Origin of the sequence: Mycobacterium marseillense (assembly GCF_010731675.1) — a bacterium.
GTDB lineage: Bacteria > Actinomycetota > Actinomycetes > Mycobacteriales > Mycobacteriaceae > Mycobacterium > Mycobacterium marseillense.
In genome coordinates, this window is the sequence record NZ_AP022584.1 from 1,872,541 (window position 1) to 1,891,751 (window position 19,211).

A 19,211-nucleotide genomic window follows, 5' to 3' on the forward strand; every position below is an offset into this window, starting at 1 on the left:
ATGACTGTTGTCGATGACCCCGCCGTAGAAATTCTGTCCGATGCGGCGGGGCGGATGAGATTGCATGTTCCGTGGGTTCGTTCGGATTCCCGTCGTGCGGTGGCCGTCGAGGACATGGTGGACAAGCAGACCGGTGTGCGTGCGGTGCACGCCTATCCCCACACCGGATCGGTCGTGGTGTGGTATTCACCCAAGCGTTGTGATCGCTCGGCGATCATGGCGGCCATTGCGGCGGCGAAAGACGTTGCGGCTGAGCTTATTCCCGCGCGTACGCCGCGCTCGGCTGATGTTCGCAACACTGAGGTGCTGCGCATTGCGGTCGGCGGGGCGGCGCTGGTGTTGTTGGGTGTGCGCCGCTATGGTTTCCGACGCCCGCCGCTGCTGGGGCCCAAGGGTCAGCTGGTGGCGACCGGCGCGACGGTGTTCATGGGCTATCCGTTCTTCCGGGGGGCGCTACGTTCGCTTCGTTCTGGCCGAGCGGGCACCGACACGTTGGTGACGGCGGCCACGGTGGCCAGCATGGTGTTGCGGGAGAACGTGGTCGCGCTGACTGTGTTGTGGCTGCTCAATATCGGCGAGTACCTGCAGGACCTGACGCTGCGCCGCACCCGCCGGGCCATCGCCGACCTGTTGCGCGGCACCGCGGACACGGCCTGGATCAGGGCCAATGATGGCAGCGAAGTCCAGGTGCCCATCGATACCTTGCAAATCGGTGACGAGGTCGTCATCCACGATCACGTGGCGATCCCGGTGGACGGCGAGGTGCTCGACGGGGAAGCGGTGGTCGACCAGTCGGCGATCACGGGCGAAACGTTGCCGGTCAGCATGGTCGTCGGCTCCCGCGTACACGCCGGATCGGTGGTGATACGCGGACGCCTCGTGGTGCGCGCGACCGCGGTGGGCAGTGAAACCACGATCGGGCGGATCATTTCTCGCGTCGAAGAGGCCCAGCACGATCGGGCACCGATTCAAACGGTCGGTGAGAATTTCTCCCGCCGGTTTGTTCCGATCTCGTTCATCGTGTCCGCGGCAACTCTACTGCTGACCGGCGACATCCGGCGCGCGATGACCATGCTGTTGATCGCGTGTCCATGTGCGGTGGGATTGTCGACCCCGACTGCGATCAGCGCCGCGATCGGCAACGGGGCGCGCCGCGGCATTCTGATCAAGGGCGGGTCTCACCTCGAACAAGCCGGGCGGGTGAACGCCATCGTGTTCGACAAGACCGGGACGCTCACCGTTGGGCGCCCCGTCGTGACGAATGTCGTTGCCTTCCAGAAGGATTGGCAGCCCGAAGAGGTCTTGGCCTATGCGGCCAGCTCGGAGATACATTCACGTCACCCGCTGGCCGAGGCGGTGATCCGCTCGACCACCGAACGCCATATCACGATCCCGCCGCACGAACAGTGCGAAGTGTTGGTCGGCCTGGGCATGCGCACCTGGGCTGATGGCCGTGTTTTATTGCTGGGTAGCCCTTCGCTGCTGCGTGCCGAAAAAGTCCGCGTGTCCAAGAAGGCAACCGAGTGGGTTGAAAAACTGCGCCGCCAAGCCGAGACCCCGCTGCTGCTTGCCGTCGATGGCAAGCTGATCGGCCTGATCAGCCTGCGCGACGAAATCCGCCCCGAGGCAGCCGACGTGCTGAACAAGTTGCGCAGCAAGGGCATTGGGCGCATCGTGATGCTCACCGGTGATCATCCTGACACCGCCGAGGTGGTCGCCGGCGAACTCGGCATCGACGAGTGGCGCGCCGAGGTGCTACCCGAAGACAAGCTTCAGGCGGTGCGCCAACTGCAGGACGAAGGCTTCGTCGTCGCGATGATCGGTGACGGCGTCAATGACGCGCCGGCGCTGGCGACCGCCGATATCGGGATCGCCATGGGTCTGGCCGGCACCGACGTCGCCGTGGAAACCGCCGATATCGCGCTGGCCAACGACAACCTGCAGCGCCTGCTTGATGTACCCGATCTGGGTGCGCGAGCCGTCGCGGTGATCCGGCAGAACTACGGCATGTCCATCGCCGTCAACTCGATCGGTCTGCTCATGGGTGCCGGAGGGGCCCTGTCGCCGGTGCTGGCCGCGATCCTGCACAACGCATCCTCGGTCGCGGTGGTCACCAACAGCTCTCGACTCATCCGCTACCGCCTGATGAACGGTCAATCCGCGACCGCGAACGAACACGCGACGGGGGCGCCCGTCGGCACCACCCGTGAGCAAGCCGCGGTGTCGTCCCCGGTCGCCGATTGATTGCCCCTGCTGTCGCGTCTCCCCCGCAGCGTCATCCCCAATGGGCGCGCTTCTGGGCTCACGGGCCTTTCATTCGAGTGGGCCGCTTAACGCCTGAGGCCGACGAGCGCCCGGTTAGAAAGGTGAGCACAAGTGAGTGGACCAGAAACGTCGGCTGAGCAGGTCGGGTCGCACCCGGTTATGCATCTCTCGGAGTTGCTGCATGCGCCGGTGTTGGCCCGGTCGGGCGAGGCTGTGGGCCGGGTGCAGGACGTGATTGTGCGGCTGCGCGGCGCCGACGAGTATCCGTTGGTGAGTGGGATCGTCGCTGTGGTGGGGAGGCGGCGGGTGTTCATCGGCAGCCCCTCCATTTCTGAGTACGCCCCAGACCGCGTGGTATTGGCGACACACAAAATCGATCTGCGCGGTTTCGAACGCCGCGACGGCGAGGTGTTGCTGCGCGCTGATGTGCTGGGACACCGGTTGATCGATGTGGCTGCCGTGGAGTTGGTACGCGCCTATGACGTGGAGCTCGAAGATATCGGCGTCGGGTGGGTGCTTGCCCGTCTGGATACTCGCCGCCCGGCGCGGTTCTTCGGACTAGGGCGTGTCTGACAAATGCGGTAGCCAGAGGGTGATAGCTCTCAGGACAGCTGCGCCGCGGTAGACGAGAGCGAGTTTGTCATAGCGGGTGGCCAGTCCGCGCCATTGCTTGACGACGTTGAAGTTTCGCTCAACGACGTTGCGGCCCTTGTAATCCTCGGCGTTGAAGGCCGGCGGCCGGCCGCCACGTGCACCTCGCCGCTTACGGTTAGCGATTTGGTCGGAGGGTTCGGGAATGACCGCGCCGATGCCACGTCGGCGCAGCCGTGTTCGTGTTGCGCGGCTGGAGTAGGCCTTATCTGCGCGGACGCGATCGGGGCGGGTCCGTGGTCGGCCACCGCGGCGGTGCACTTTCACGTGTGCGAGCAAATGCTCCAACACCGGTCCGTCATGGGCTTGGCCAGGGCCGACGAGCACCACCAAGGGCCGTCCACGACCGTCGACGAGATGATGAATCTTGCTGGTCAACCCACCGCGGGAGCGGCCAATGCCGTGGTCAGGCGGCTCGATGCCCAGATTCGTGTAATTCGACCCAGCCCCCCGTGTCACGGGTGATGTTCGTAGCGTGCTGATGAGCACGGGCGATCGTGGAATCCACCGCCACCGCCCAGTCGATGAGCCCGGCCGCCTCTGCGGCGGCCAGCAACCGAGCCAGCACCACATCCCAGGTGCCTTCGGCGCTCATCCTTCGATGCCAGGTCCAGATCGTCTGCCACGGTCCGAACACCTCGGGCACGTCTCGCCAGGCGATCCCACACCGGTACCGGTAAATAATGCCTTCGACCATCGAGCGAGCATCCTGAAAGGGCCTGCCCCGCTTACCTGTCCGGGCCGGAAGCAAATCTTCGATCAACGACCACTGAGCATCAGTGAGCAACTGAAACCGCGACATAGCTCAAGCCTCAGGCACAACACCCCAAAACTTTGTCAGACACGCCCTAGTCAAAAGTCGGGGTGGGCATGCGGCCCGGGATTGGAAGGCATTCGAACCACTGATCGGCCACGCCCGCTCCGGTGCCTCGCGACGTCAGGCAGGCCGGCTCGGCGGGTTCAAACCCGCCGACATCGCCGATCTTCTCGAAGACGCTGACAAAGCCGAGGGTGGGGAGATCCTCGACCGAGTCCGCAGCGACCCGGAATTGGAAGCCGACGTGTTCGAAGAACTCGACCCTGACAAGGCCAGCCGATTGCTCAATGACATGGCCGATGACGAGGTCGCCGCACTAATGGGCCGGATGCGCGCCGACGACGCCGCCGACGCGATCGCAGACCTGCGTCAATCGCGGCGCAGGCGCGTGCTGGAGCTCATGCCGGGCCCGCAGCGCACGAAAGTGATCACCCTGATGGGCTTTAACCCCGACAGCGCCGGCGGCCTGATGAATGTCGACTTCGTCTCCTGCGCCGCAAGCACCACCGCGGGCATGGCGCTGGCACTGATCGCGGGCGCCACAACGATACAGCCCGAGGCATTGGTCAAGATGCATGTCCTTGATGAAGACAACCGCCTGGCTGGTGTCGTGTCGGTGATCGACCTGCTGCAAGCCGAACCCGGTCAAACCGTTGAAGCACTGATGGATTGCGACCCAATTCGAATCGGGGCCGAAGCCGATCTGACCGACGTCGCCCTATTGATGGCCGACTTCAACCTCTACTCCATCCCCGTCGTCGACGGCCAGGACCGCGTGCTCGGGGTTGTCACCGTCGATGACGTGCTAGAAGCCACCATCCCCGAGGATTGGCGGCGCCGCGAACCCGCCCCCCGCCCGGTCCGCGAAATCGCCCCACCGTATGACGATCGCGACGCGCCTGCACCGGAGAGTGAGGCGCCGTGACCTCCGGCGAGGAGGCCACCGGCCACGCAGCAGCGACTCACCGATCCGAGTCGCCACCACCGAAGCGCACCGCGGTGCTTGACTCGGCTCACCTCGGTGATATTGAGGGCGCCTTTGGGCGCATTAACGTCGGTGAAACCGACCATCCCCGCACGTTCAAGACGCGGCTACTGACGCTGCTGGCCATCGTCGGCCCCGGAATCATTGTGATGGTCGGTGATAACGATGCCGGCGGGGTTGCCACCTACACCCAAGCTGGCCAAAACTACGGCTACTCCCTGCTGTGGGTGCTACTCCTGCTCATCCCGGTGCTCATCGTCAACCAAGAGATGGTGGTCCGGCTCGGCGCGGTTACCGGTGTCGGACATGCCCGCTTGATCAACGAACGCTTCGGCCGCGGCTGGGGCTGGTTCTCCGTCGGTGACCTGTTCCTGCTCAACTTCCTCACGATCGTCACCGAGTTCATCGGCATCACTTTGGCCGCCACCTACATCGGTATCTCCAAATATATTGTCGTTCCGGTCTCAGCGCTCACGCTCATCGCGATCATGGCCAGCGGCAGCTTTCGCCGTTGGGAGCGGGCCATGTTCGTCTTCATTGCCATCACTTTGGCGCAGATCCCAATCCTGCTTATGGCGCACCCACAGTGGGCCCAGGCCGCCAAGTCATTTGTGGTGCCAAACATCTCCGGTGGCGTGACCTCGGATGCGGTGCTTTTGATCATTGCCATCGTCGGCACCACCGTGGCGCCTTGGCAGCTGTTTTTTCAGCAGTCCAACGTCGTCGATAAGCGCATTACGCCTCGATTTATGGGCTACGAGCGCGCCGACACCGTGTTGGGGGCCTTCATCGTGGTTGCCGGCGCCACCGCACTGGTCATGATCGGCGACTGGGCGGCGCGCTCCACTGGCACAGCCGGTGGTTTCACCGACGCCGGCGCCATCTCGCATCTGCTGGGCCAACACAATTCGACGCTGGGCTGGTTGTTCGCGATCGTGCTGATGGACGCCTCGATCCTCGGCGCCGCCGCAGTGACCCTGGCCACCAGCTACGCCTTTGGCGACGTATTCGGCCTGAAACACTCGCTGCACCGAGGGTTCGCCGATGCGAAACCTTTCTACCTTTCCTACAGCGCAATGGTGGCGTTTGCGGCGGCGATCGTGCTGATTCCTGGCGCCCCCCTCGGGTTGATCACCACCGCCGTGCAGGCCCTCGCTGGCTTGCTGTTGCCCAGCGCCAGCGTGTTCCTCCTGCTGCTGTGCAACGACCGGGAAGTATTGGGCCCCTGGGTAAACCGGCCCTGGCTCAACTGGATTGCCGGCCTAATCGTCGGCGTCCTGCTGCTGCTGTCGGGAATCCTGATGGCGACTACCTTGTTCCCCGGCCTCGACGTGATCGTTGTCGCCGGCTACCTGGCACTGACATTGGTCATACTCGCCGCAGCCACGGTACCGACACTTCGTTGGATGGGTCGCCGCCAGCCCTCACCACCGGCGGCATCAAGCCCGGCGCGGCCCCTTGACCGCAATAGCTGGCGAATGCCACCACTGACCTTGTTAGAGCCCGTGACCTGGTCGCCAGGGACCCGTCTAGGCATGATTGCGCTGCGCGGCTACCTCGTCGTCGGCGCCGTCCTGCTCATCGTCAAGGCTGTCCAGCTCAGCGGCCGATGAATTTGGGCCAATCCGAAAGGTCACCAAATGAGCACGCCACGCAACGGGCGATTCGCCGCGGAAGCCAACTACCTACCGCACTACAACGACATCCAGCAGATCACCGGAACTGCCATCCTCGCCACCATTGCAGTCGCCCTGGCAGTGGCATTCATCATCATCCAACGTCGACGACGCCGCGCGCGCACCAAACAAAGCCATGTCGGTGGCCCCCAACGCTCCCGCGTCTCAAGACCTTCTAATATTTGTCGCTGGCGAATGATACCGACCTCTCGGCACATGTGGCCGGCAATTTCTTCGGCGCGGCGGTGACATCGCACAGCCCGCAATACCGTCCGGGTATCCCAGCCGGGGGCATGGACCAATGGGGGACGGACAATGCCGCACCACCGGTAGAGCGCGGGACTCCCAGTAGCGGCCCAGCGCTGCGCTGACACCCACCCACTATTGCCTCGTGTCGACATGCCCGAAGCCGTCGGTTGCCGGTCGGGGTGATCCGGCCGTTGAAGGTGATGGCAAACGCTTCGAGTGCGGGTTTCCACCTCATTCCCATCGCGCCTTGCCAGCTCTTGAATGTTCAACGGGCAGTTGTGACTTCGCCTCATAGGGCGTGTCGTTGGATGAGAAGGCTATCGGCCTTCCGGAGTCTGAAGTTCACGGACCTCACAGTCCAGAAGGAACGGCAAGGACCGTGTGTGACGGTACGACATCGTTGTTTGGTTGCCATGTGTACGGGTTGAGCGTGTCGAGCGGCGCGCGGCGAGGTCTGGGTGGTGCACGTGGTCACGGCTGGCGAAAGGGCAGCGGCCTGCCCCGGGTGCGGGGTGCTCCTCCTCGGTCAAAAGTGGGTGATGACCTCGCCGAAGGACATGCCCTACGGGGCAAGATCGCATCCGAACCGCTCCTCGCGGAACTCCCGGTCGTACTTTTTCAGTTTCTCTGGCGTCGCTACCCCTCATAACTGATGCCTCCGCGGCCTCGGAGGAATCTCGGCTTTCTGGCTGTCGTCTCTAATCGCTTGCCCGTCGCCTGAACCAGTGATTGTCTGGCGTTGCCGCAGCGCAGTCATCGCGTGCCGTTCACCGGATCGCGCGGCGCGGGCGAGTGCGTCGCTTTCCTCGGCCGGATCTGGCCGCAGGAAACTGCCCGTGCCGGGGGCGCCGCTGGCGCCGAGCTTGTTCATCCGCTTGGGTACTGCCGCGCCCTGATATTCCAATGGAATTGGGTGACCGTCTTCGTCGACGTCTCCTAGCGGTTGATGTATTTCTATGTAGGCGCCGTGCGGAAGGCGATTAATGATGCCGGTCTCGACGCCATGCTGAAGCACCGCGCGGTCGCTGCGCTGGAGTCCGACGCACCACCGGTAGGTGATGTAGTAAATGATCGGTGGCAGCACCACCATCCCGATGCGACCTATCCAGGTCGTGGCGTTCAGCGAGACTTCAAACTTGTAGGCCAAGATGTCGTTCATTCCGCTGAAGGTCAGCACCAGGTAGAAGGCGATCGCCATCGCCCCTATGGCGGTGCGCACCGGCGCGTCGCGCGGCCGCTGCAGCAGGTTGTGGTGGGCGTTGTCGCCGGTCATCTTGTTCTCGATGAGCGGATAACTCGTCAACAGGACGAATACCACTCCCATGAGCAGCGCCACCCAGAACGCCGCGGGCACGGTGTGGCCCCACACGTACAGTTCCCACGCCGGCCAAAGGCGAGCCAGCCCCTCGGTCCACATCAAATAGAAATCGGGTTGGGAACCGGCCGACACCTGCGACGGCTTGTAGGGACCGAGATTCCAGATCGGGTTGATCTGCAACAGCCCACCCATCAGACCCAAGATGGCGACCGTCATCGCGAAAAACGCGCCGGACTTGACCGCGAACACCGGCATGACCCGCACACCCACCACGTTGTTCTCGGTGCGGCCGGGACCGGGAAACTGGGTGTGTTTCTGAAACCACACCAACGCCACATGCACGCCGATGAGTGCCGCGAAGATCGCCGGGAGAATCAGGACATGGATGGCGTACATGCGCGAAACGATGATGTCGCCGGGAAAGTCGCCACCGAATAGCGCCCAGTGCAGCCACGTGCCGATTACCGGGACGCTCATCGTGATCGATGACAACGCGATGCGCAGCCCGGTGCCCGACAGCAGATCATCGGGTAGCGAATAGCCGAAGTAGCCCTCGAACATGGCCAGAATCAGCAGCAGGGCGCCGATCATCCAGTTGGCTTCCCGGGGCCGCCGAAACGCCCCGGTGAAAAAGACTCGGGCCAGATGCACCATGATCGCCGCGGCGAACATCAACGCCGCCCAATGGTGGACCTGGCGGATGAACAACCCGCCGCGCACTTCGAAACTGATATCCAGCGTCGACTGGTAGGCCTTCGACATCGCCACGCCGCGCAGCGGTTGATAGACGCCGTTGTAGGTGACCTCGGTCATCGACGGGTCAAAGAACAGGGTCAGATACACCCCGGTGATCACCAGCACGATGAAGCTGTACAGGGCCACCTCGCCCAGCAGAAACGACCAATGGGTGGGGAACACTTTATTGAGCTGACGCCGTAGAGCCGCCGAGGGGTGATACCGCGAATCAAGCGCGCCGCCCTGATCAACGAGCACGTCATCGAATTTTGGGCTCATCGGCTACACAGATGCCGCGAAAGTCGGCAGTGGACGCATCGCTTCACGGCGAAAGTGTTTACCATTTCTGGGGCCGTTAAACGCGTAGCGCGATCCCCCAATGGCTGCCCCGGGCGGCGAACCCGCAGCAGTGGGCCATAGTCACAATAGTCGTGGGTCATTCGCGGCACACCCCCCATGCTTTGAGGCGCGTGCATACTGCTTACCTACGGCGAAGCACCACGGCAAGCAGGGTCGACTGTTCGGGTCGACTGTTCGCGTCATCAGTATCGCGGCTCCGCGCCACCGCGTCGTGGATATCTGGCCCGCGGATGTCACGCGGTTAAGTCCCTTCAAAAGTGCTCACTCGCAGCAACATCGCTGTCAGTAGCAGCGCTAAACTCCGTGACCGCTTTCAAATTTCGTGTCATGAGGGGAACCCAGCAATTGCCCACGCGCAGTAGCCCGTTCTTCACTTTGCGACTGCGGCTGGGCGCCAGCGATACCACCTGGCTCGCGCCCATCGACCCGGAAGCGTTCCGGGCGTGAATGGTAACTGTTACGATCGGGCACCGTGGCCCGCTACGAATCTCCGAATAACGGTGGCGATGACCAGATTAGCTATACAAATCTCGGCCAGAGTCTAAACCAGCCGCGCCTCACCCCTTGGTATCGCAGGCGCGTGGTGTTGTTAGGAGCGGTCCTCGCGATCCTCATCGCCCTGATCACCTGGGGCATCGTCGCGCTGTTCACAGGCAGCCAGGGCGGCAGCCCCTCCATAACGACAACTACGACAACGACCGCGCCAGCCACCAGCACGTCGGGCGGCTTTCGGCTGCCGTCACTGCCATCGGAAATCACCCTCCCATCACTACCGTCGAAAATCACGCTGCCATCGGAGATCACGCTGCCGTCGCTGCCTTAGCCTGAATCCACCGACGGGGCTGGTTGTTGAGCTGATGCCGCCTGGTCTGATCCTGATTTCGACGGACGGCGTGCTGTATCCGCTGGTCTGCCCGGCTTTCCTTGTTGCTCCGCTCCGGCCTTTTCGGCGATCGTCAGGCGGTGAGCCGTGGTGGGCGCTGTCCGATCATGTTGCACCACAACGTCAGCCATGCGTCAGCCCAGGGCCAATGGCTGAGCAGATGCAGAAGAGGTCGGGTCAGGCGGACCGGAACGTTGACGACCTTGTGGCGCAGTGTGGCGTCCCGCGCGGTGGAGTTGCGGTTGATCCCAGCTTGCGGCAACGCGCGGCAGGTTGTGGGCGAAGGCAGCGGATCGGATCCTGTTGGCGCCGAACGCTCCAAGGGCGTCTGCGCCAGTGGTCCGTCGATCAGGTCGGCGAACACACGCAACTTCGCGCGTTAGGTCGGCCGCCGAACCTCCTATCATTGGACCTCCTGGGACGCGTTGTGTAGGAACGTGCCCATAGGCTTACGGGTCAAGTGCCCGGGTGCCCGACTCCCACTGCCGTGTGGTACCAGCATGTTCCATGCACCTGGCTGGAACCGTGCCGAACGCGTTGTTGAGCCGACGAGAAGCCAGCACACTGCCGTTCTCTGGTGGTCGTTCAGGCTGCGCGGTGTAAACGTTTCGCGTCGCGCGAGCTTGTTCAAGACAGATGCAAGGTGTCGTCAGCGGCTTCCGGCGGACCATGTTGGTGTCGCGGCTTCGCTTCGGACACCCGTTTGCTCGCTGCGGTCAGAAGCCGGCGGGTTGTTCGACGTGGCCGGCAGGCTCGACCTCGATTGTGGAATGGGTTACCCCGTAGCGTTCGGCAAGGAGTTGGCGGCTTGAGTCCAGCACGGCGTGCCAGTTGGCCCCATCGCTTATCACCACGTGTGCGGTTGCGGCCTCCATGCCGCTGGTGACCGTCCAGATGTGCAGGTCGTGGACCTCACGGACACCGGGAATTGCGGTCAGGTCACGGGCGGCGCCGTTGACATCGACTCCCGGGGGTGCGACCTCCATGATGATTCGCAGCGCCTGACGCATGAGTTGCCAGGTGCGCGGCAGGATGAACAGGCCGATAGCCGCAGCGACAATGGCGTCGATATATCGAAATCCAGTGATTGCTATCACGATGGCCCCGACGATGACGCCGATCGAACCGAGCATATCGGAGAGCACCTCCAGGTAGGCCCCCTTGACATTCAGGCTCTCCTTGGCGCCTGCGGTGAGCAGCCGAAAGGAAATGATGTTGACCGCCAGCCCGACCGTGGCCACGATCAACATCGGCACACCCAGTACCTCTGGCGGCGCGAGGAAGCGCCGCACCGCCTCATAGAGGACGTAAAAAGCGACGCCAAATAGCAACAGCCCATTGATTACTGCGGCCAGCACCTCCAACCGGTATGTGCCATAGGTGCGCTGGTCTGCGGCCGGCCGCTTTGCCATATAGATCGCGGACAAGGCGAGCCCGAGTCCGAGCACATCGGTACCCATATGGGCAGCGTCACTGATCAGCGCCAGGGACCCGGTGACAATACCGCCGATGACCTCCACGATGGCATAGGTGGCGGTCAACGCGAATGCGATCATCAACGGCTTCTGATGGCGTTCACCGGCGCTGCCGATGCGCAGCCCGTGCCCGTCACCATCGGGCCGGCTCGGAGTGGGCTCCATAGTGTTATCGCGCTTGCTGGATGAGCTCATCTGGATGTCTCCCGCGTTTAGCTAAATGACCACTACATATTTCACGCTAGCGAACTGAGGGTCGTCGCCGTCGTCATCTCGGCAAAGTTCACCCGCCATACTGCCAGCAGCAGGCGTAGAAAGCAGGTGGGGCCAAGGCGGGTGAGCGCCAGCCCGGTGCGCTTCGCGCCACACGGCAAGCGAATTCCGGAAATAGCCGACCGGACAGCCGCTTGATACCAGTAAAGAAAGTTCTCACGGGCCAGGTCACAGGTGGTCGGTGGTGGGCTTGGTCGGTGTTGGGGCCGTGGTCGTGCGGGGCGGCGGACGGGAGCGCCAGCGGACGGTAGCCGCCCCGCTGGGCGGCTGGTTCGGGTTACTGGCCGGTGAGGACTTCGATCAGGGTGGCGGCGTTGCGGCCGAGGTGGTCGAGGGCTTTGTTGCCTTTGGTTTCGGTGGCGTGCGATGGGTAGCCGATGATGCCGGTGGGTGTGTAGGCGTGGATGCCGAGGGTGGTCAGGTAGCGGCGATCGCTGGCTGTGTGATCGCTGGTCTGCCATCCCTCGCGCAGGTAGTCGGGGCAGCTGGCGAGCAGGATGGAGGTCTCTAGTTCGCCAGCGTGCATGTCGTCGTGGTTGCTGCTTTGGATTCCTGCGGCGATGCGGGCCTCAGCCCAGTCGTCGCGGCTGGGGTAGAGCCCGACCTTCATGGGGGTTCGCGGGTGGTTGGCTTGTTGTACGACGTTGGTGAGTACCGCGTTGCCACCGTGGCCGTTGACGACGATGAACGCGGCGATGTTCTGGTGGGCAAGTGATTCGGTGATGTCGGCGACGACGGCGGCAAGTGTGGTTGCGCTGATACTCACAGTGCCGGGATAAGCGGCGTGCTCGTGGGAGCAGCCGAATGCGACAGGCGGTAGCTGAAACACGTTGTGATGCTGACTGATTGATGAAGCGATAGCGCAGGCAATGAGAGTGTCGGTGCCCAACGGCAAGTAGGGGCCGTGCTGCTCGAATGCTCCGACCGGCAAGACCGCAACGGTGCTGGCGGTCGCGGAGTCTGCGGTAGTGGTGTCGGGGATGACACGGCGGCTCATGTGGCGGCTCCTTGGGTGGCGTTCTTTATGCGACCGGCGAGTTGTTGCAGAATCGGGCTTTTGTTTCGTCGCCGGCGGTCCCGAACGACTGTGCCAGCCTTGGCGAGATGAAGTCGGGCTCGCTGAGAGGGTGCGGCCAGGTAGCCCGGGATCGCCGTGACGGCCAGTGCCAGCGCTTGCTGGTATTCGCCGACGGCGATGTAGGCGTGCAAAAGCCGCATATCGGCCACGGCCCGGTCGCGGTGCTGGTCTGACGTCCAGGCGTGATGGTGGCCGGCAAGCAGGGTTACCGCCTTGTCCGGGTTGCCGATGCGTAGGTAGCCCGACGCGATCTCGCTGGCAACGTAGGCGCCGTGGGCGTAGATCGCACGGTCATGGGCCGTGGGAGCGATGCCGCTGAGGTCTAACGCTGCGGCAGCATGGCGGTGAAAAGCCCGCTCATTGCGGTTGGCCAACTCAGCGAGTGCTTGTTGGCGGGCGATGCTTGCCGCCAGGCGACCCACGTCTTGCCCGTCAATGAGTTCGGCGGCGTCGGCGGCCAGATCAGCGGCGAGGTCGGGGTTGGCGCGGGCAAAAATATTGGACTGCCGCATCAAGATCATCGCATTCAGTTCCGGACCGGCCGACCGCAAGTGCAGGGCGGCCGTGTTGGTGAGTTTTTCCGCGGCGCTGTGATCGCCGAGGTCTTGGGCGATCCACCCCGCCACCTCGGCGATTGTCCCGGCAGCGTGCCGCATCTGTGGTTTGAGCTGCGGTGGTGCATGGGCGATGAGGGATTCGATCGTGACCAGATCGGACTCGACGAGCGGGCGGGCGTGTTGAGGGCCGAAGGCGTGCTCGGCCCGGATATGCGCATGTTGCTGAGCCTGAATGACGTCAAGTACCTCGCTGTCGACGGGGAGCTGCAGCAACAACGGGTGCGGCAACTGGCTCTCGATCGGCACGACGAAGAACTCATCGGGCTCGACGCCGAACACTGCAGCCAGGTCTTCACGCCACATCGGACCGATCTTGCCGGTCGCCAAGACGTGAGAGATTTCGCGCTTGAGGGTGTCGCGAGTAGGGACGTCGTCATCGCCGCGCAGCCGGCGAACATTCTCGGCCTCGATTGCCAGTTCACGAAGGCTGTAACCGTACTGGTCCATGGCAGCGCGCAGCCGTTGCGCGTTGCGTGCCCGGATCGGGTCGGCTTCAGCCACGGCTTTAATCATGCCGCACACATCGGCGCAGGTCAGCTGGGCGTGCGCGTTTCCGGTTATCACTGCCATCAGTGGCTGTCACTTCCGGCGGCAGCCGGGGTGGCGCTGTCCTTGAGTCGCGGCCGAACAGACCGCGTCAACACCACGAGAAAGGACAGCAATCCATGAAGTTACGAATCGAGACCACCGGCGTGACGTTCCTGTGCACCCGGATTCCGGAGCAGCGCACCAACTTCGACACCGGCGCACCACGAATCGACAAAGCCACCGGGCAGGCGTTATGGCAGGTCCAGCTGATCGCCCTTGATGCCACCGGTGGCGAGGTGCTCGCGGTGACCGTGGTCGGTGAGCCCAAAGTCACTGTCGGCCAACCGGTTGCGGTGTCGGGCCTGGTGGCGTTGCCGTGGTCGCAAGACGGCCGCTCAGGCATCGCGTATCGCGCCGAAACCATAACCGCCGCCGACCCGGCTGGGGCCGCCGCGAAGGCGGGCCAGCAGGCCCGGTAGCCGAGGGTCTGGCCCGACAGCACCCGCACGAGCGCGAGCTGTCGGGCCAGCCTTCCCGACAACACCCCAACCCGTCGCAATGGAAAGCGTGCCATCATGTCGAACACCTCAAACCGTAAGAACCACAACACTAATCAAGCATCTGATGACGACTGGATCGGCGAGCTGATCTGGGCAGTAGTCAAAGCCGCCGGGCAGCTGCTGTGGTGGGCAATCCTTTTCCCCACGCTCAGTATCCCGATCATCGTCTCGATGTGGTTCGCCCTCGCCCACGGCCCCCGCGCGGGCCTGCTGACCGCCGTCTTGTCCGTCGCCGCCTATATCGGCTGGGCCGTGTTGGAGCCGTCCTCGTTTACCGCGTGGGTGACCGTCCCGGTGCGCCAACGCTGGCTGTCGTGGTGGCGATACCGCCGCAACTGGGAGTCGGTGTGCGTCCTGCACGGTTTGACCGCCCGGCTCGGTGAACGCACCCTGGTCCCGGCATTGCGGTCGGTGCAGATCGGCAGCCACACCGACATACTGAGCCTGCGGGTACTGGCCGGCCAGTCGATTGCTGATTGGCAGAAACGCGGCGACGCGCTGGCGGCGGCGTGGCGGGCCGAGCGGCTCACCATCCGCGCCACGGCCCCCGGCGAGCTGCAGATCATCATCAGTCGCGGTGACGTGCTGGCCCAACCCATCGCCCTGCCCATGCCAACGCGAGCAACCCCGGTCGACCTGGCCGCGGTGCGCGTCGGCATCACTGAGACGCGGATGTGGTGGCAGTTGCCTGTGCTGGGGCAGCACATCCTGATCGCCGGTGCCACCGGATCTGGGAAGGGCTCGGTGCTGTGGTCACTGATCGCCGGACTGGCACCACACGTCGCGACAGGCCGGGTGCGGCTGTGCGTGATCGACCCCAAAGGCGGCATGGAACTGGGCGCCGGCGCACCGATGTTTTCGGTGTTCAGCCACAACACCGGCGAACCCACCGTCGCACTGCTGCGCCAGCTGGTGGAATTGATGCAGGCGCGGACCAACCGGCTGCGCGGACGCACCCGCCTGCACACCCCCAGCACCAGCGAACCGCTGATCGTGGTCGTCATCGACGAGATCGCCGCGCTGACCGCCTACGTCACCGACCGCAAACTGCGCACCGAAATCGAACAGCTGCTGGGCCTGCTGCTCTCTCAGGGCCGCGCGGTGGGGATCTCGGTGATCGCCGCGGTGCAAGACCCGGCCAAAGACAACCTGCCGGTGCGGCAGTTGTTCACCGTGCGGATCGGGCTGCGCATGACCGAAGCCACCCAAACCGCGATGGTGTTGGGCCAAGCAGCTCGCGATGCCGGCGCCGAATGCGACCTGATCGCTGATGCCACACCCGGTGTCGGGTACGTGATGATCGACGGCACCGCCGACCCGATACGGGTGCGAGCCTTTCACGTCACCGACCGCGATATCACCGCCCTGGCCCGAACATTCCCCGCACCCCGGCGCCGTACACCAGGCACGGTGAGAAACCGAACAGAGCGCCCGGACTACCGAGACGGCCAGGGGCAGCGGTGACAGCCGTCGCTGCGGACAGCCCGCCGGTCATGTTGCCAGGGCTGCCGAGCACCGTGGATCCCGGGCCGGTGATCGCCCAGATGCTGCGCCGCGCCGCCTCCCCCGGGTTTGGGTCGTGGTGGCATCGCGCCGAATCGGTCGGGTTTTGCGCCCACCCGATCCAGCTGTCCGGTGCTGACACCGCCGGGCGTAGCCACACCGTGTGGACACGCTGCAACAACCGCCGTCACGCGGTGTGCCCATCATGCTCAGACCTCTACGCCCGCGACACCTGGCAACTCGTGCACGCCGGAGCCGCCGGCGGCCATCACGACATACCCGTTGAGGTCGCGGCCCGACCGCAAGTGTTCGCCACCATGACCGCGCCCAGTTACGGGGCGGTGCACAACGCCACCGGCACACCCTGCCACACCGCACGGAACAGGTCGGCGGACCGTTGCCGGCACGGAACACCCTTGCGCTGCAACGCCACCCACCATGTCGATGACCCCGTGGTGGGGCAACCGCTGTGCCACGAGTGCTACGACTACCTCGGGCATGTCTTGTTCACCTGGCATCTGCCCGAACTGTGGCGGCGCTTCACCATCGCACTACGGCGAGCCGTCTCGACGCACCTGAAAACAGTTGGCGTCAAGCCCGGTTCGGTGCGGGTCAGCTTCGTCAAAGTCGTTGAACTGCAAGCCCGCGCCATCCCCCATATCCACGCGCTGATCCGCCTCGACCCGCCACCGGCCGACAACGACACCCCAGGATCGGGTGACCACGATCGTCACGGCCCCGCCGCCGCCGGGGGTGGTGGGGAGCCCCGTCCGGTAACCGACCAGCACACCAACTGGTCGTCACCGATCATCCCCGCCGACCTAGCCGCGCTGATCCAGCGCGCCGCCCGCCACGTCCGCATCGACATAGACGCCGGCGACCGCGGCCCCACCCAGGGCGGCTTGCGCACCCTACGATTCGGCGCCCAGACCGACACCCAACCATTGGCACCCGAAACCACGGCAGCCGCAAACGATTCCACAATCAACGACACCGCGGGCACTTCGGTATCGCGGCTCTCGCCGCGCCGGGTCGCGGCCTACCTGGCCAAATACGTCACCAAATCCCTACACGACTTCGGCATCACCGCCCGTCGCCTCACCGCCGAAGCAATCCGCGACCTCGACATCACCGAACACATACGCGCGATCCTGGCCACCATCGCCGAACTCGCCGAACACACTGCATCCGCAGGCCCGTCGTTGGTGGGAATCGGACGCTGGCTGCACACCCTGGGCTACCGCGGCCACATCACCACCAAATCCCGGCACTACTCAACCACCATGGGCGCCCTACGCGCCGCCCGCGCCACCTGGACCCGCCACCAGATGACCAAACGATCAGGGCAACAGGGCGATACCCAACCATCCCGCTCGGGCCAACACGTGACCGGTGCCGCTGGTGATCGACACGAACCGATTGACACCGACGAGATGCTGTGGGAGTTCGACCGCGCAGGACACACCAGCGCCGGAGATCGCGTCCTGGTCATCTCCGCAGCCCTGCGCCACATCGGCGCTCGGATCACTGGCATCACCGAATCCCAGGCTGTCGCCACCCGCATCCCGCCAAACCCACACGGGGCAGGGTGATGGCCACCACACCCGCGGACGCCGCCGCTAGCAACTACGAGGCTGGTGCCCTCCCGCCCTATGAGCGCCCCGAATTCGTCGCCTGGCTGACCTCCTCATGTGAACGCCAGAACGTGCCAGTCACCATCACCGACCCAACGGTCATCGCACGCATCGCCACCCTGCTCGGAGCAAGCCACCCGGCGCGGTCCTCGGTTCAGGTCCGCCACACCGGTCGCACCCGGGCGATATCCAGGCTGCGCGACCCAGGGGTCCCCGGAGCGATGACGGCGTGATCGAGCACCGATCTGATGACTGCCTGTTGACGGTCAATGTCCAAGCTGTCCCACTGCAGTCGGAGCAGACGCCCGGTGCCGGCCAACTCCTGCACATCGGTGGTATCGGTCGCGGCCGCGATCGCTCGGCGTGTTTCGGCGATACGAGCGATGATCGGGTCACGTGCGGCGATCCATTCCCGCGCGGTCACGGCACCGTTCGCATACAGCGCGGCCAGCTCATCCAAACGGGTAGTGTCGGCGTCGAGCCGGGCCGACAACGCCGCCACATCGGCATCCACGCTGGCCCTGCCCGCCAACGCATCGGCCAGAGCCGGAGAGTCCAGCCGGGTCAGCACCGCGTCGGTCAACAGCTCTTCGACGGGTTGGGCCACGACCGTCAGACGGCCGCAGCCGCCCTGATCCGGGCCGGATAAGCACACATAGCGGCGCACCCGGTTCTCGGGATTGACATGGCGGGCTTGGGAATACAACCGGTTGCCGCAGCGCCCGCAGCGCAGCAACCCCGACAGCAGGTAGGTGCGCGGGGCGCGGGTCTTGGCAAGCGCGCGGGCGGTCATGCGGGCCAATACCTGGTCCCGCTGTGCCGGGGTGATGATCGCTGGCCACGCGGCCTCACCGATGACTTGGCCGTGATGCTCGCGCAGTCCCGCGATGCGACCCGAGCATAGGATTTGGCGTACCGCTGAGGTCCGCCACGACTTTGATGCCGCCGGCGCGATGCCGGAATCGTTGAGCCACATCGTCAATGAGCGGATCGAGGCCCCCGCCAGATACCGGTCCACCATCTCGCGCACCACGGCGGCCTCCGGCTCACGCACGGTGATCTTGTCGGGTTCGTAGCCGAACGGGCGCACCGAGCCGTGCGGGCGTCCTTGTTCGGCGTTCTGCAACATCCTGCGGCGGATGCGCGCGGATTTGCGTCCGGACTCTTTGGCGGCGAACGCGGCGAAAATCCGGGCCATGAACAACCCGTCATCATTGCCCAGATCGATATCGGCGGTCACGGTGGCCACGTCGCGCACTCCTACCGATTCACACAACGCGACGAACTCTTCCAGCTCCACCGGGCGGCGATGCAACCGATCCAAGTTGTAAACGATCACCGCATCCCGCGCACCCGACTGCAGATCGGCCAGCATCCGTGCGTACTCGCGGCGCGGTTTACCGGAGAAGGCCGACACGTCGTTGTCGACATACTCAGCCCCGACCGGCCAGCCCCGATCGGCGGCCAGCTTGCGGCAATCCTCCAACTGACGAGCGACCCCTAATCCAGCGCCCTCAACATCAGCGGAGATGCGAGCGTAGATTGCCGCAGATTCGACACCGACCCGCTGAGCAGTGGTTTTCCGGCGCGACATGAGGGTAGTT

General features: G+C 64.4%; 12 protein-coding genes and 4 pseudogenes. 9 read left to right on the top strand and 7 right to left on the bottom strand.

Features of this window, described 5'->3' with window-relative positions; genetic code table 11:
• Positions 1–2,244, top strand: a complete 2,244-nt coding sequence (ctpC, locus tag G6N26_RS08060; protein ID WP_041298064.1) for a manganese-exporting P-type ATPase CtpC — start codon at positions 1–3, stop codon at positions 2,242–2,244.
• A gap of 180 nt (positions 2,245–2,424) precedes the next feature.
• Positions 2,425–2,826: pseudogene (locus G6N26_RS08065) on the top strand (magnesium transporter MgtE N-terminal domain-containing protein); the annotation flags it as partial.
• On the opposite strand, the pseudogene G6N26_RS08070 reads toward G6N26_RS08065, so the two are convergent.
• Positions 2,824–3,718 (bottom strand): annotated as a pseudogene (locus tag G6N26_RS08070) (IS5 family transposase). The pseudogenes G6N26_RS08065 and G6N26_RS08070 overlap by 3 nt on opposite strands.
• A gap of 46 nt (positions 3,719–3,764) precedes the next feature.
• On the opposite strand from G6N26_RS08070, the pseudogene G6N26_RS08075 reads away from it, so the two are divergent.
• From G6N26_RS08075 to G6N26_RS08085, 3 genes and pseudogenes are all read left to right on the top strand, one after another.
• Positions 3,765–4,658, top strand: a pseudogene (locus tag G6N26_RS08075) (magnesium transporter MgtE N-terminal domain-containing protein); the annotation flags it as partial.
• Positions 4,655–6,331, top strand: a complete 1,677-nt coding sequence (locus tag G6N26_RS08080) for an Nramp family divalent metal transporter (RefSeq protein ID WP_014712378.1) — start codon at positions 4,655–4,657, stop codon at positions 6,329–6,331. The pseudogene G6N26_RS08075 and the gene G6N26_RS08080, both read left to right, overlap by 4 nt.
• 27 nt (positions 6,332–6,358) lie before the next feature.
• Positions 6,359–6,643, top strand: a complete 285-nt coding sequence (locus tag G6N26_RS08085; RefSeq protein ID WP_208852502.1) for a hypothetical protein — start codon at positions 6,359–6,361, stop codon at positions 6,641–6,643.
• Positions 6,644–7,286: 643 nt separating this feature from the next.
• Here the strand turns inward: G6N26_RS08085 and qcrB are convergent.
• Complete coding sequence (gene qcrB / locus G6N26_RS08090; protein ID WP_014712379.1) at positions 7,287–8,975, bottom strand: cytochrome bc1 complex cytochrome b subunit; 1,689 nt, start codon at positions 8,973–8,975, stop codon at positions 7,287–7,289.
• A gap of 553 nt (positions 8,976–9,528) precedes the next feature.
• On the opposite strand from qcrB, the gene G6N26_RS08095 reads away from it, so the two are divergent.
• Complete coding sequence (locus tag G6N26_RS08095) at positions 9,529–9,879, top strand: hypothetical protein (protein WP_232067548.1); 351 nt, start codon at positions 9,529–9,531, stop codon at positions 9,877–9,879.
• A 133-nt stretch (positions 9,880–10,012) separates the two neighbouring features.
• Here the strand turns inward: G6N26_RS08095 and G6N26_RS26545 are convergent.
• The 4 genes and pseudogenes from G6N26_RS26545 to G6N26_RS08115 form a co-directional block, all read right to left on the bottom strand.
• A pseudogene (locus G6N26_RS26545) lies at positions 10,013–10,303 on the bottom strand (IS1380 family transposase); the annotation flags it as partial.
• A gap of 352 nt (positions 10,304–10,655) precedes the next feature.
• Complete coding sequence (locus G6N26_RS08105) at positions 10,656–11,579, bottom strand: cation diffusion facilitator family transporter (protein WP_014712382.1); 924 nt, start codon at positions 11,577–11,579, stop codon at positions 10,656–10,658.
• A gap of 385 nt (positions 11,580–11,964) precedes the next feature.
• Positions 11,965–12,684, bottom strand: a complete 720-nt coding sequence (locus G6N26_RS08110; protein ID WP_014712383.1) for a creatininase family protein — start codon at positions 12,682–12,684, stop codon at positions 11,965–11,967.
• Positions 12,681–13,883, bottom strand: coding sequence for a hypothetical protein (locus G6N26_RS08115; RefSeq protein WP_041298282.1), 1,203 nt, complete (start codon positions 13,881–13,883; stop codon positions 12,681–12,683). The genes G6N26_RS08110 and G6N26_RS08115 overlap by 4 nt, the downstream gene beginning before the upstream one ends.
• A gap of 164 nt (positions 13,884–14,047) precedes the next feature.
• Between G6N26_RS08115 and G6N26_RS08120 the strand changes: the two genes are divergently transcribed.
• From G6N26_RS08120 to G6N26_RS08130, 3 genes are all read left to right on the top strand, one after another.
• Positions 14,048–14,389: an SCO3933 family regulatory protein gene (locus G6N26_RS08120; protein WP_014712385.1), complete on the top strand. Its 342-nt coding sequence runs from the start codon at positions 14,048–14,050 to the stop codon at positions 14,387–14,389.
• A gap of 96 nt (positions 14,390–14,485) precedes the next feature.
• Positions 14,486–15,934, top strand: a complete 1,449-nt coding sequence (locus G6N26_RS08125; RefSeq protein ID WP_014712386.1) for an FtsK/SpoIIIE domain-containing protein — start codon at positions 14,486–14,488, stop codon at positions 15,932–15,934.
• A gap of 29 nt (positions 15,935–15,963) precedes the next feature.
• Positions 15,964–17,565: a replication initiator gene (locus G6N26_RS08130; protein ID WP_139799157.1), complete on the top strand. Its 1,602-nt coding sequence runs from the start codon at positions 15,964–15,966 to the stop codon at positions 17,563–17,565.
• 196 nt (positions 17,566–17,761) lie between these two features.
• Here the strand turns inward: G6N26_RS08130 and G6N26_RS08135 are convergent, their stop codons facing one another.
• A complete protein-coding gene (locus tag G6N26_RS08135) occupies positions 17,762–19,201 on the bottom strand; it encodes a recombinase family protein (RefSeq protein WP_050989395.1) in 1,440 nt (479 codons plus the stop codon).
• Positions 19,202–19,211 lie beyond the last annotated feature (10 nt).